At 58.9% G+C, this 14371-nt stretch carries 10 protein-coding genes; 5 read left to right on the top strand and 5 right to left on the bottom strand.

From position 1 onward, the window contains the following. Window positions 1–154: 154 nt before the first annotated feature. The 4 genes from BLL42_RS07695 to pcaC are packed head-to-tail and all read left to right on the top strand — an operon-like array spanning window position 155 to window position 4077. Window positions 155–1450 carry an MFS family transporter gene (locus BLL42_RS07695; RefSeq protein ID WP_071551514.1) on the top strand — a complete coding sequence of 432 codons (1296 nt, stop codon included), beginning with the start codon at window positions 155–157 and terminating at the stop codon, window positions 1448–1450. Window positions 1451–1499: 49 nt separating this feature from the next. Continuing rightward, entirely contained in the window at window positions 1500–2861 is a 1362-nt protein-coding gene (locus tag BLL42_RS07690) for a 3-carboxy-cis,cis-muconate cycloisomerase (protein WP_071551513.1), read from the top strand. 12 nt (window positions 2862–2873) lie between these two features. After that, window positions 2874–3674 carry a 3-oxoadipate enol-lactonase gene (pcaD, locus tag BLL42_RS07685; RefSeq protein ID WP_071551512.1) on the top strand — a complete coding sequence of 267 codons (801 nt, stop codon included), beginning with the start codon at window positions 2874–2876 and terminating at the stop codon, window positions 3672–3674. 10 nt (window positions 3675–3684) lie between these two features. After that, on the top strand, window positions 3685–4077 hold the full coding sequence (gene pcaC / locus BLL42_RS07680) for a 4-carboxymuconolactone decarboxylase (protein ID WP_071551511.1): 393 nt from the start codon (window positions 3685–3687) through the stop codon (window positions 4075–4077). A gap of 75 nt (window positions 4078–4152) precedes the next feature. Here pcaC and BLL42_RS07675 read toward each other — a convergent pair whose 3' ends face one another. Next, a complete protein-coding gene (locus tag BLL42_RS07675) occupies window positions 4153–5052 on the bottom strand; it encodes a polysaccharide deacetylase family protein (protein WP_071551510.1) in 900 nt (299 codons plus the stop codon). 151 nt (window positions 5053–5203) lie between these two features. After that, window positions 5204–6466, bottom strand: a complete 1263-nt coding sequence (locus BLL42_RS07670) for an OprD family porin (protein WP_071551509.1) — start codon at window positions 6464–6466, stop codon at window positions 5204–5206. A gap of 756 nt (window positions 6467–7222) precedes the next feature. Between BLL42_RS07670 and BLL42_RS07660 the strand changes: the two genes are divergently transcribed. Next, complete coding sequence (locus tag BLL42_RS07660; protein WP_071551507.1) at window positions 7223–8383, top strand: aKG-HExxH-type peptide beta-hydroxylase; 1161 nt, start codon at window positions 7223–7225, stop codon at window positions 8381–8383. Window positions 8384–8546: 163 nt separating this feature from the next. Here the strand turns inward: BLL42_RS07660 and adeC are convergent, their stop codons facing one another. From adeC to emhA, 3 genes are read right to left on the bottom strand one after another with little or no spacing between them, the layout of a single operon-like run. Beyond that, complete coding sequence (gene adeC / locus BLL42_RS07655) at window positions 8547–10007, bottom strand: AdeC/AdeK/OprM family multidrug efflux complex outer membrane factor (RefSeq protein ID WP_071551506.1); 1461 nt, start codon at window positions 10005–10007, stop codon at window positions 8547–8549. Beyond that, window positions 10004–13168, bottom strand: a complete 3165-nt coding sequence (gene emhB, locus BLL42_RS07650; RefSeq protein ID WP_071551505.1) for an efflux RND transporter permease subunit EmhB — start codon at window positions 13166–13168, stop codon at window positions 10004–10006. Before emhB ends, adeC begins: the two co-directional genes overlap by 4 nt. Before the next feature lie 3 nt (window positions 13169–13171). After that, window positions 13172–14329 carry an efflux RND transporter periplasmic adaptor subunit EmhA gene (gene emhA, locus BLL42_RS07645; protein ID WP_071551504.1) on the bottom strand — a complete coding sequence of 386 codons (1158 nt, stop codon included), beginning with the start codon at window positions 14327–14329 and terminating at the stop codon, window positions 13172–13174. Window positions 14330–14371: the final 42 nt, after the last annotated feature.

Below are 14371 nucleotides of genomic sequence, written 5' to 3'. Positions count from 1 at the left end.
CGTCCGAACGCGGCCCGAACCTGCGGCAGCTCCTACAGGGGGCGCGTGTTCTCCCGTAGGAGCTGCCGCGGGCTGCGATCCTTTTCGGTCTCTGTGAAACGGGGCTGTTGCAAAGTATGTCTAGACTCTCACTGTCCCCATCGAGTGAAAAACCATGACAACAATAACCGGTCTCTACACCGCTGAAGAGCGTGGCAAAAGGATCTTTGCGATTGTCGGGGCGTCTTCCGGCAACCTGGTCGAGTGGTTCGACTTCTATGTTTACGCCTTCAGCGCGATTTATTTTGCCCCGGCGTTTTTCCCCTCCGACAACCCCACGGTGCAACTGGTTAATACCGCCGGGGTGTTCGCCGCAGGGTTTTTGATGCGTCCCATCGGCGGCTGGCTGTTTGGCCGGGTGGCCGACAAGCACGGGCGCAAGAATTCGATGATGATTTCGGTGCTGATGATGTGCGCCGGCTCACTGCTGATCGCCTGCCTGCCGACCTACAAGGACATCGGCGTCTGGGCACCACTCCTGCTGCTGCTGGCTCGCCTGATTCAGGGCGTGTCGGTGGGCGGTGAATATGGCACCACCGCGACCTACATGAGTGAAGTCGCGCTCAAAGGCCAGCGCGGGTTTTTCGCCTCGTTCCAGTACGTGACCCTGATCGGTGGACAGTTACTGGCGGTGCTGTTGGTGGTGATCCTGCAACAGTTCCTGACAGAGGACGACCTGCGCGCCTGGGGCTGGCGGATTCCGTTCGTGGTCGGTGCTGTCGCGGCCTTGATTTCGCTGTTCTTGCGTCGTTCGCTGAAAGAGACCACCAGCAAGGAAATGCGCGCAGACAAGGACGCCGGCAGCATGGCCGCGCTGTTCAAGAACCACACTGCTGCATTTATTACCGTGCTTGGCTACACCGCCGGGGGGTCGCTGATTTTCTACACCTTCACCACGTATATGCAGAAGTACCTGGTGAACACCGCCGGGATGCCCGCCAAGACCGCCAGCTACATCATGACCGGCGCACTGTTCCTTTATATGTGCATGCAGCCATTGTTCGGCATGTTGGCCGACAAGATCGGCCGGCGTAACTCGATGCTTTGGTTTGGTGCCCTGGGGACGCTGTTCACCGTACCGATCCTGCTGACCTTGAAATCGGTGAGCAGTCCGTTCCTGGCGTTTGGACTGATCACCCTGGCGCTGGCGATTGTGAGTTTTTACACCTCCATCAGCGGTCTGGTGAAAGCCGAGATGTTCCCGCCGCAAGTCCGTGCGCTGGGTGTGGGCCTGGCCTACGCCGTGGCAAACGCGATCTTCGGTGGTTCGGCCGAGTACGTGGCCTTGAGCCTGAAATCGGTCGGTATGGAAAACTCCTTCTACTGGTACGTGACAGTGATGATGGCGGTCGCCTTCCTGTTCAGCCTGCGTCTGCCGAAACGGGCAGCGTATCTGGAAAACGATCTTTGAATTGTCGGCGCGCGCCTGAATCGGGCGCGCGCCGCGTAAGGAATCCCCTATGCAACGACCGAGCAATCAACTGTTCGATAGCTATTTCACTGCTCGAAATATGCGTGAAGTGTTCAGCGATCAGGGTCGGGTTCAGGCCATGCTCGATTTTGAAGCCGCACTGGCGCGGGCCGAGGCGTGGGTCGGACTGATTCCGGCGTCTGCCGTTGCACCAATAGAGGCGGCCTGCCGAGCCGAGCACTACGACTTTTCTGCCCTTGGCGAGGCGATAGCGATTGCCGGTAACTCGGCGATTCCGCTGGTCAAGGCGTTGGGCAAGCAGATCGCTGCGCATGACCAGGACGCCGAACGGTACGTGCATCTGGGCGCGACCAGTCAGGATGTGATGGACACGGGCCTGGTGCTGCAACTGCGCCAGGCACTGCAATTGATTGAGAGCGATCTGGCGCGGCTTGGCGAAGCATTGGCCATTCAGGCCCGGCGCCATGTGCTCACGCCGCTGGCCGGACGCACCTGGTTGCAACATGCGACGCCGGTCACGCTGGGGATGAAAATCGCCGGTTGGCTGGGGGCGGTGACGCGCAGTCGGCAACGTCTGCAAGCACTCAAGCCGCGCCTGTTGGTGCTGCAATTTGGTGGCGCCAGTGGAACCCTCGCGGCCCTCGGCGAGCAGGCCATGCCGATCGCTGAAGCGCTGGCGCAGGCGCTGCAACTCACGTTGCCGGAACAACCCTGGCACACCCAACGTGACCGGTTGGTGGAGTTCGGCGCAGCGCTTGGCCTGATCGCCGGCAGCCTCGGCAAACTGGGCCGCGACATCAGCCTGTTGATGCAGACCGAGGCGGCGGAAGTCTTCGAACCGTCATCGCCAGGCAAGGGCGGATCCTCGACCATGCCGCACAAACGCAATCCGGTGGGCGCGGCGGTGCTGATCAGTGCCGCGACCCGTGTTCCCGGTTTGCTCTCGACATTGTTCAGCGCCATGCCTCAAGAGCACGAACGCAGCCTGGGGTTGTGGCACGCCGAATGGGAAACCCTGCCGGAAATCTGTTGCCTGGTGTCCGGCGCCTTGCAGCAAGCGTTGCTGGTGGCCGAAGGGCTGGAGGTCGACGCCGAGCGCATGGCGCAAAACCTCGATTTGACCCAAGGCCTGGTGCTGGCCGAAGCGGTGAGCATCGTCCTCGCCCAACGGATCGGTCGCGACAGCGCGCACCATCTGCTGGAACTGTGCTGCAAGCGTGCGGTGGCCGAGCAGCAGCATTTGCGTGCGGTGCTCGGCGATGAGCCGCAAGTGACCGCCGAGCTCTCAAGCGCTGAGCTCGATCAATTGATGAACCCTGCGCATTACCTCGGCCAGGCTCAAGCCTGGGTTGAGCGTGCGCTGGCCGAGCATTTTGCCCTGACTGCCTGAAGGAGTATTTCTGTGGGATTCGTACAACTCGCCGACGGCGAACTGAACTACCAACTCGACGGTCCTGAACACGCCCCGGTGCTGGTGCTGTCCAACTCGTTGGGCACCAACCTGCACATGTGGGACGTGCAGATTCCGGCGTTCACCGAGCACTTTCGGGTGCTGCGTTTCGACACTCGCGGTCATGGCCGTTCGCTGGTGACGCCGGGGCCGTACAGCATCGAGCAGTTGGGCCGTGACGTGCTGGCGTTGCTGGATGCCTTGCGTATCGAACGTGCACATTTTTGCGGTCTGTCCATGGGCGGGCTGATCGGTCAGTGGTTGGGGATCAACGCCGCTGAGCGTCTGCGCACACTGGTGGTGTGCAACACCGCAGCGAAGATCGGTGATCCTTCTGGTTGGAACCCGCGTATCGAAACCGTACTGCGCGACGGTCCGGCGGCGATGGTCGCACTGCGCGATGCGTCGATTGCCCGTTGGTTTACCCCGGACTTTGCCGACGCCAATCCGGCGGTGGCGAAGCAGATCACCGACATGCTCGCCGCCACTTCACCACAGGGCTACGCGGCCAATTGTGCAGCGGTACGCGATGCTGATTTCCGTGAGCAACTGGCATCGATCACGGTGCCGACCCTGGTCATCGCCGGCACTGAAGACGCGGTCACGCCACCTTCCGGCGGGCACTTTATTCAAGAGCAGGTGAGAGGCGCCGAGTACGCCGAGTTCGTTGCGGCGCACCTGTCCAACGTTCAGGCCGGTAGTGCGTTCAGCGAACGAGTGCTGGACTTTCTGTTAGCTGAAAAGCATCTCTGAGGGGTTACTTGTGGACGAGAAACAACGTTATGACGACGGCATGCACGTGCGTCGCGCCGTGCTCGGCGACGCCCATGTCGATCGCAGCCTGGCGACCCTGACCGAGTTCAATTCGGAGTTTCAGGACATGATCACCCGCCACGCCTGGGGTGACATCTGGACCCGCCCCGGCCTGCCACGTCACACCCGTAGCCTGATCACCATCGCCATGCTGATCGGCATGAACCGCAACGAAGAACTGAAAATGCACCTGCGTTGCGCGGCGAACAACGGCGTCACCCGCGCCGAGATCAAGGAAGTGCTGATGCAGAGCGCAATCTACTGCGGCATCCCGGCGGCCAATGCAACCTTCCACCTGGCCGAGTCGGTGTGGGATGAGTTGGGCGTCGAATCGCGCGAGTAGTAACAACCTCAGGCCCTGACACGACTGTCAGGGCCGCAATGCCTCAGCGCGGACTCCCCGTTTACACGGTGTGCCTCAATGGGAGTTGCTGTCCCAGAACCAACTCCACACGCCAGGCAAATGGACCGGTTGGTTGGCATCGCGAACCGTGCGGGCCAGAGCCGCATCTCGCAAGGCTATATGTTCGTCGTAAAAAGGTTTGGCGGCGGTGGTCACGCCGGTCTCGCGTGCGCTGTCGAGCAGAATCTGCAGGTATTCCTCCATATGCCAGGACGTGTAGCGATTGAGGTCGTGAAACGTCACGACCACCGGAATGACGCCATCAACCGTCGGCAGTTCGCCGGCCGCTATTCGTTCGCGTACCTCGGACATTTGCCTGAGCATGTTGGCACGCCGGCGCGGGCTGCCATTGAACCCCCATATTTTGCCGTCATTGGCGCTCAGATCGGTCAGCAACACTTGTAAGCCATGCTGTTGATACGCCGCGAACGTGCGTTTGTCGTAATTCCAGAACGGTGGGCGCAACAGCATCGGCGGGCTGCCGGTGATCGAAGCTATGTCCGCAGAGCCTTGGGTGAGCGACCGTTCGAGTTCTTCCGGGGAAAGCGAGCGGTGATTGGTATGCCATGGCGTGGCCGTGTGGAAGCCCAGGATGTGCCCCTCGGCCTGTTCACGCTGCATGATTTTTTTGCCCAGTTCGCTGCCACCGGCCCGGGGGGCTTGGGTCTGCACGAAGAACACGGCCTTGATCCCCGGTTCAATCGGGTTGTTGGCGAGTGCGTCGAGAACGGCACTGGTTGGATTGAAGAAACCGGACGCGCTGGGACCATCGTCGAAGGTCAGCAGAAAGCGGATCGGCGGGGTCGAACGCAGAATCTGCTCGGTCTTCGGGGTCAGTTCGATCGGTGGGCCGATACAACCGCTGAGGCCGACCGTAACGGCAAGGACTGATAAGGCAGCAGCGATCAGTTTCATGTCTTTTGCTTTGGCCTACGACAGATCAGGACGAATGCAGACTGTCGGCGCGCAGTGATTCACCACGCCGCAAACCGTCGCTCCTATGGAAGTCTCCATAGGAGCATAACGATGCTGAACGGTTCATGTCCTCGCGGTATTTTTTATCGAGTCAGAGCAGGTTGATTGGATAGCTGACGATCAGGCGGTTTTCGTCGAATTCGTTGTTGCTGTAATCCCGACGCATGCTCGAGTTACGCCACCTGACGTTGAGGCTTTTCAGGCTGCCGCTTTGCACGGTGTAGCCGATTTCGCTCTCGCGCCCCCATTCCTTGCCGTTGGTGATGGTCCCGGTGTGTACGTTATCGCCGCTGATGTAGCGGTTCATCAGGGTCAGGCCGGGAATGCCTGCGGCGGCGAAGTTGTAGTCGTGGCGCAGTTGCCAGGATTTCTCCTGGGCGTTGTCGTAGCTTGAGTTGTAACTGTCGTTGGCCAGCGTCCCGCCGCTGGTGCCGTTGACCCGCATCCAGGCACTGTCGCCGGTGAGTTTCTGCAAGCCGACATAGAACGTGTTGCCGCCATATTTGGCCGAGAACAACCCGGACCAGGTTTTGTTATCGAGGTCGCCGGCCCGCGCGCTGCCATCTTCCTTGCCATAGAAAAAGCCCAGGTTGGCACCGAGGGTCCAGTCACCCAATGGCTGGGTGTGGACCAGGTTGATGAACTGCTGACTGTAGATGTCCTTGAGTTGGGCGTTCCACAACCCGATCATGCTGCGCTTGTCGTTGAAGGTGTATTCGCCGCCCTGGAAGTTGAAACGGTCGGAAGTGATGCCCGGTTTACCGTTCATGAACATGGCGGTCATGCTCGAGTCGTTGCGTGGGCTGTTGTTCTGGAACTGGCCACCGTAAAGCGTCAGGCCGTCGATTTCCTTCGAGGTGATCTGCCCGCCACGAAAGGTTTGCGGCAGCGAGCGACCATCGTCAGAGCGCAGGATCGGCAGCACCGGCATCCATTCGCCGACCTTCAGTTCAGTCTTGGAAATCCTCGCCTTGAAGGCCACGTCCAGGCGCCCGAAGTTGCTCGCGGGTTCCCCGTCACCGTCCAGCGGCAGCAACTGCGTACCACCGGTACCACGCCCACCATCGAGCTTGACCGAATACAGCCCCAGCACATCCAGACCAAAACCGACGGTGCCTTGGGTGAACCCGGATTTGGCATCGAGGATGAAGCTTTGCGTCCATTCTGCCTGCGTGTGTTGCGCATGGGTCGGGTTGGTGAAGTTGCGGTTGAAGTAGAAGTTGCGCAGGTTCAGGTTGGCGCTGGCGTCCTCCAGAAAACCTGACTCAGCGGCCATGGCCGGCAGGGCCGCGCTGACCAGTGCGGTGGTCAATAGAGTCGGAAAAAGCTGTTTTGCACAGGTGGAAGGCTTCATGAAGTCAGGTCTCTCTAATTGTTAGGGATGAAGCAGGACACAGCCGCAACCAGGGTTGCAGACAAAAAATCGAATTCGAATAAAGCGAAGGGGCGAGGTCAGCCGGAGCGGGTAGGGCACGCAGTCATGGTGTCGGACCTGTTGTTATTGGTTCTTGTCGGTGCGGGGGAATGGTGCGGGGGATCGATGAGGGGGTTCAATCGGGGAGACGGGTTTTTGGGCGATCAGCGAACACTAATCGACGACGGTCGGGCTGCTGATGCATGGAACATTGTTAATTAAAATCACTGGTTATCCGGGGCAATGGTGGGGGGGCGGCGTCGCGTTCTATTAATGGCGCATGTGTTCTGTTGGTTGATAGTAAATAGAAGTGTTTATTACTTTGGTTGTAAGAGGTTTCCTATGGTTGTTTCTGTTATTAGGCGGCGATCGATAATTGCCAGTTAACCTTAAGAATCGGTGTTGTCGATTATCGTGAAACGGTTTAAAGGGAACCCTGGGCATGGCTGGAAAAGAGCAGGGGTCTTGCTATATTCAAGGTCCTCAGGGCGGGAAAAGGAAAGTTTCATGCTTCGTCAGGGGGGTACGTTTTTCGTCATGCCGAAATAACAAGGAGAAGTTTAATGAGTCATGAAGTCAATCAGGAATGTTTGGCCTCGGTTCTTGGGTGCGTCGTCTTTACGAACAATTAGGGTATGGCATCGCCAGTCTGACGATGGCGAAGCCGTTGCCGTCAGCTTAAGGGAAGGTTGCAAAATGGATATCGGGAACAGTGGTCTGCGTGAGCTATCCGATGACGAGTTATTTCAGGGCACGACATTCCTGCCGGATGCGGAGCTTTCACGATTTGAGGTATTGCTGGAGCGTGTCAGTCGGAATCGCTACACGCGCTTTGACGCGCTGTACACCGAACTTTTTCAACGGTTTCCCAATGCTCCGCAGTTGGCGGAGTTTTTCGAGCAAGCGTTTAATCTTATCGTGCCTCCGACCCGTGAGCAGCGTTTGATTATTAATGATCCGGTGTTTCAAGTGTGGAATGTATTGACCGCTCATTATGCCCATCGGGTCATCACGAAAAAGGTTGCTGATACGGATGCGTTAGAGAAAATGCTGATCGGGTTTCCACAGATGCTGGCGCGGGTGAAAACAACCGACAGTGTTCGCACGAACGATTATTGCCCCCCTGTGTATCGGTTTGATGTCGATCCGCTGGTGGCGAGAGTGGCGCCGCCCAGTTATGAGTTTCCGAAAGATGAAGCGACCCGCAAACAATTGGAGCGTAATGGTCATTCCGTGAATTTCTTTTGCGACGTGGTGAATATTGCGCTATTGCGGATAGAACACACGTGGCCCGCCTGTCGCGAACAGTTTAGAAAACTGGTCAAGTCCATTTGTTATTTGCCCGATGGTTCATTTCGAAGCTGTTCGGCGTCGCGCTTCATCGGGATCATCTTCATATCGAACCGGGATGATTCGATACTCGACCTGGAAGAGTCGCTGGTGCATGAGGCCACCCATCAATTGCTCTACAACATTGTCGAAGTGTGCCCAGTCGTCAAGGATGAGACCTCGCGGGAGGTGTTGTTCACTTTGCCGTGGTCGGGGCAGGCACGTGATTTTCATGGCTATTTCCATGAGTTTTTCGTGTGCGTCGCATTGGTCAAATACCTGGGACGGGTTCGCTCACGCTCGTCGCATGAACTGCAACGGGCGCAAAACCGTCTGGTGTTCATCCTGCAAGGCTTGATCAAGGCGTTGCCGGATTTTGAAGCCAGCACGGATTTCACACCTCAAGGACGTCAGCTTCTGGAAAACCTGGCCAAAGAGGTCAGAGGGCTGGAAAGTCACCACGCCGGGCTGTTGGCGATATCGGGAACTGCGGAGGGGGCTGCACGCTTGCTGGGTATGACCGGTTGATGCCAGGGAGGCGCGAGTTTCTGCACATGCCCCGGCGGCTGTGCGACAAAACCCGCTGTTGGCTTCATCACCGGTGAAAGCGAGTCGCCAGCTTTTTTATGGACAACAAAAAGCCCACCGGAGGGTGGGCTTCATTTTTGCCGTTGTTATCAGAGCATTGCTATCAGAACATCTTCAGTTTCGGTGCTTCTTCTTTCACCGGCTCGTTCTTTGCGGTTTGCGCGTTCCAGCCACCACCCAGAGCCTTATACAGGTTCACTTCACTGACCAGTTGCGACAGGCGGTCGGTGATCAGCGATTGCTGCGCGCTGAACAACTGACGCTGGGCGTCGAGGAAGGTCAGGTTGCTGTCGACACCGATGCGGTAGCGACGCTCGGCCAGGCGGTAGTAATTCTGGTTGGCGGCCACCAGATCACGCTGGGCCTGCAACTGTTCGTTGAAGGTCAGGCGTGCGGCGAGGCCGTCGGAGACTTCCTGAAAGGCTGTCTGAATCGACTTCTCGTACTGCGCGATCGTGATGTCTTTCTGGATTTTCGAATAATCCAGGCTGGCGCTCAGAGAGCCGGCATTGAAGATCGGCAGGTTGATTTGTGGCTGGAACAACCAGGTCCCTGAACCGCCCTTGAACAGACCGGAAAGGTCCGGGCTCAGGGTGCCGGCATTGGCGGTCAGGCTGATGCTCGGGAAGAACGCCGCCCGCGCTGCGCCGATGTTGGCGTTGGCGGCCTTGAGCTTGTGTTCGGCTTCAAGGATGTCCGGGCGACGTTGCAGCAGGTCAGACGGCAGACCGGCCGGTACTTCGCTGAGCAGGTCATCGGACAACGGCTGGCCCGCTGCCAGGTTGGCCGGTACACCGGTGCCCAACAGCAGTGCCAGGTTGTTTTCATCCTGGGCAACCAGGCGAGTGAATTTCGCCTGTTGTACCTTGGCGGTCTCCACGGACGTACGCGACTGGCTCAGGTCCAGCGCCGACGCCACGCCGACTTCGTTGCTCCGGGCGGTGAGCCGGTAGCTTTCTTCGAAGGCGGCCAGGGTGTCCTGGGACAGTTTCAGCTGTTCCTTGTCGGCCTGCCAAGTCAGGTAGGCGTTGGCCACACTGGCCACCAGGCTGATCTGGGTACTGCGGCGCGCTTCTTCAGTGGCGAAGTACGATTGCAGCGCTTGTTCGTTCAGGCTGCGAACCCGACCGAACAGGTCGAGCTCATAGGCGCTGACGCCCACGGTGGCCGAATAGGAACTGCTGATACCCGCTTTGCCAGTCTGCGAGGCTCGCGCCGGAACCCGCTGACGGCTGCCGGTGCCGGTCGCCGAGACGGCCGGGAACAAGTCGGCGCGCGAGATGCGGTATTGAGCCGCAAAAGCGTCGATGTTCAGTGCCGCGACACGCAGGTCGCGGTTGTTCTCCAGAGCGGTCTGGATCAGCTGTTGCAGCGCCGGGTCATGGAAAAACTGCTTCCAGCCTTGTTCGGCGGCTGCCTGGCTTGCGGCCTGGGCCGGTGAGTACGCCGGACCTTGTGGGTATTGCGGCGCAATCGGTGCGGCAGGCTGCTGATAATCCGGTATCAGCGAGCAGCCACCGAGCACGAACGCGGCGATGGCTAGGGAGAGTAGCGACTTGCTCATTGGCTAGCCTCTTTAGGAGTTTCAATAGCGTCATCCTGGTCCGCAGTCTTGCGTTGACCTATCGACGACACGGTGACAAAGAACAGTGGGACCCAGAAGATCGCCAGTACGGTGGCGGTCAGCATACCGCCGATGACCCCGGTACCGATCGCATGTTGGCTACCCGAACCTGCGCCGGTGGAAATGGCCAGAGGTACCACACCGAGGACGAAGGCCAGCGAGGTCATGATGATCGGTCGCAAACGCATCCGACACGCTTCGATGGCTGCGTCCGTCAGGCTGCGCCCTTGTTCATGCAGTTCCTTGGCAAATTCGACAATCAGAATGGCGTTTTTCGCCGCCAGACCGATGGTTGTCAATAGACCCACCTGGAAGTACACGTCGTTGGACAGACCGCGAAGGCTCGTGGCGAGCAGGGCACCGATGATCCCCAGCGGTACAACCAGCATCACCGCAATCGGAATCGACCAGCTTTCGTACAGCGCCGCCAGACAGAGGAAGACCATCAGCAATGACAATGCGTACAGCGCCGGAGCTTGCGAGCCGGACAGACGTTCCTCATACGACAGACCGGTCCAGGAAATACCCACGCCCGTCGGCAGTTTCTGGGCCAGGGCTTCGACTTCGGCCATGGCCTCACCGGTACTGTAACCAGGCGCTGGAGCCCCGAGGATTTCCATCGCTTCTACGCCGTTGTAACGCGCCAGCTTCGGTGAGCCGTAGATCCACTCGCCCTTGGCGAACGCAGAGAACGGAACCATGGTCCCCTGGCTGTTGCGTACGTACCATTTCTTCAGGTCTTCAGGGCTCATGCGAGCACCCGGCTGGCCTTGTACGTAAACCTTTTTCACTCGACCACGGTCGATGAAGTCGTTGACGTAGCTACTGCCCAATGCGATCGACAGCGTGTTGTTGATCTCGGTCATCGTGATGCCCAAGGCACTGGCCTTTTCATCGTCGATTTCCAGTTGGTATTGCGGTTCGTCGTTCAGACCGTTCGGACGGACCTGCGACAACACCTTGCTCTGCGCCGCCATACCGAGGAACTGGTTACGGGCAGCCATCAACTTGTCGTGACCAATGCCGGCACGATCCTGAAGGAACACGTCGAAACCGGTGGCGTTACCCAACTCCAGTACCGCGGGTGGCGCGAACGCAAACACCATGGCGTCACGGAAGGTGAAGAAGTGCTGTTGGGCACGGGCCGCGACCTTGAACACGCTGTTGTCGGCGTTCCGCTCGCTCCATGGCTTGAGCATGATGAACGCCATACCCGAACTCTGACCACGGCCGGCGAAGTTGAAGCCGGTCACGGTAAACACTGAGTTCACCGCATCGCCTTCACCGCCATCCTTGCCAGGACGCAGCAGGAATTCACGCATCTCGTCCACGACCACTTGGGTGCGCTGGGAGGTGGAGCCGGCCGGGGTCTGGACCTGGGCAAAGAGTACGCCCTGGTCTTCTTCCGGCAGGAACGCCGTTGGGATGCGGGTGAACAGCCAGATCATGCCGACGATGATGATGATGTAGGCCAGCAGGTACGGCGCCTTGTGTTTGAGCATGTTGCCGACACCGCGCTCGTAGCTTCTGACGCTACGGTCGAAGTTGCGGTTGAACCAGCCGAAGAAGCCGCGTTTCGGAACGCCGTGCTCGCCTTTCGGAATCGCCTTGAGCATGGTGGCGCAGAGCGCCGGGGTGAAGATCAAGGCGACCAGGACCGACAACGCCATGGCCGAAACGATGGTGATCGAGAACTGCTTGTAGATCACCCCGGTCGAGCCGCTGAAGAACGCCATCGGCAGCAATACCGCCGACAGAACCAGTGCGATACCGACCAGTGCACCCTGGATCTGGCCCATGGATTTCTTGGTGGCTTCCTTGGGCGAGAGTCCTTCTTCGCTCATCACCCGTTCGACGTTTTCCACCACGACGATGGCATCGTCCACCAGCAAGCCGATGGCGAGCACCATGCCGAACATGGTCAGGGTGTTGATGCTGAAACCGAACGCCGCGAGGATCCCGAACGTACCCAGTAGAACCACGGGTACGGTCATGGTCGTGATGACCGTGGCGCGGAAGTTTTGCAGGAACAGGAACATCACCAGGAACACCAGCACGATTGCTTCAACCAGGGTTTCAACCACACCCTTGATCGACTCGGTCACCACCGGAGTGGTGTCGTACGGGAATACCACTTCCATCCCTTCCGGGAAGAACGGCTTGAGGTCGCTGATGGTCTTGCGCAGGGCTTTAGCGGTGTCGAGGGCGTTGGCACCGTTGGCCAGTTTCACCGCCAGACCGGAAGCCGGGCTGCCGTTGAATTGGGCGCTGATGCTGTAGTTCTCGCCACCGAGGCCGACATCGGCAACGTCCGCCAGGCGAACCTGCGAACCATCCTTGTTGACCCGGAGCAGGATTTCCTTGAACTGCTCGGCCGTCTGCAAGCGGGTCTTGCCGATGATCGTGGCGTTCAGTTGCTGGCCGGGCAGGGCTGGCAGGCCGCCGAGTTGGCCGGAGGAGACCTGGACGTTCTGTGCCGCGATGGCGGTTTTGACATCGACCGGGGTCAGGTTGAAGTTGTTCAACTTGGCCGGGTCGAGCCAGATACGCATGGCGTACTGGGCACCAAACACCTGGAAGTCACCGACACCCGCCGTCCGCGAGATCGGGTCCTGCATGTTGGACACGATGTAGTTGGACAGGTCGTCCTTGGTCATGCTGCCGTCGCGCGAGACCACGCCGATGACCATCAGGAAGTTTTTCACGGCCTTGGTCACGCGGATACCCTGTTGCTGCACTTCTTGCGGCAGCAGCGGGGTGGCCAGGTTCAGTTTGTTCTGGACCTGAACCTGCGCGGTATCGGGGTTGGTGCCCTGCTCGAAGGTCGCGGTAATGGTCATGCTGCCGTCGGAGTTACTTTCCGAGGACACATAACGCAGGTTATCGATACCGTTGAGCTGCTGCTCGATCACCTGCACCACGGTGTCCTGCACGGTTTGTGCAGAAGCACCCGGGTAGGTGACGGAAATGGCGATCGCCGGCGGGGCGATGCTCGGGTACTGGTTGATCGGCAACTTGAGGATCGATAGTGCCCCGACCAACATGATCACCAGGGCAATTACCCAGGCGAAAATTGGACGGTCGATAAAAAATTTCGACATGGTTTACTCCCCTTTGCCGCCGGCGGCATTGTTAGCTGCCTGTGCGGGGGCTGGGTTCTTTGCGCCAACGTTAGTTGCTTCAGTGGTTTTGACTTCAACGCCAGGTCTGACGAATTGCAGTCCTTCGGTGATCAGGCGATCGCCGGCCTTGAGGCCATCTTCAACCAGCCATTGGCTGCCAACAGTGCGGCTGGCCTTGAGCTGACGCAGTTCGACCTTGTTGTCCGCACTGACCACCAGAGCGGTTGGCGTCCCTTTGAGGTCACGGGTCACGCCCTGTTGCGGCGCAAGAATCGCGGCGGCATTCACACCGGCTTGCAGTTGGGCGTGAACGAACATGCCCGGCAGCAACGTGTGATCAGGGTTCGGGAACACTGCGCGCAAGGTCACGGAACCGGTGGTCTGGTCAACCGTGACTTCGGAGAACTCAAGCTTGCCCTGTTGCTTGTACTGGCTGCCGTCTTCGAGGGTCAGTTTGACCATGGCGGCATTCTCGCCAGCCTTTTGCAAACGACCGCTTTCCAGTTCGCGGCGCAGTTCCAGCAGTTCGACCGAGGACTGGGTAACGTCGACGTAGATCGGGTCCAGTTGCTGGATGACGGCCATGGCGTCGGTCTGGCCATTGTTGACCAGTGCGCCTTCGGTGACCGAAGAGCGGCCGATGCGACCGGAAATCGGTGCATAAACCTTGGTATAGCGCACATTGATCTGCGCGGTTTTCAGGGCAGCTTCCGATTGCAAGCGGTTAGCCACGGCGGTGTCGTATTCCTGACGGCTTACGGCTTGCTCGTTGACCAGTTGTTTGTAGCGATCGGAAATCGACTTGGTCGATTGCAGATTGGCTTGCGCACTGTTCAGCGTGGCTTCATAGACCGAAGGGTCGATCTGGTAGAGCTGTTGGCCTTCCTTGACTTCACCGCCTTCTTTGAACAGGCGCTTGAGAATGATGCCATTGACCTGTGGGCGAACTTCCGCCATGCGGTAGGCCGTTGTGCGGCCCGGCAGCTCGGATGTCAGGGTAAAGGCTTGAGGTTGAAGGGTTACGACGCCGACCTGAGGGGCTGGAGCGGCAGGGGCCGCCTCTTCCTTTTTACATCCGCTGAGCAGCGATGCCAGGGCGACGGCAGTAACCAGAGCGGTAACAGCTGGCTTGAATTGCATGAAGATCCTCGGGTCAGGCGCGCAAAATGCGCACAAGAAAAG

Source organism: Pseudomonas frederiksbergensis (genome assembly GCF_001874645.1).
Lineage (GTDB): Bacteria > Pseudomonadota > Gammaproteobacteria > Pseudomonadales > Pseudomonadaceae > Aquipseudomonas > Aquipseudomonas frederiksbergensis_B.
This window is presented reverse-complemented; position numbering and strand designations above follow the sequence as displayed.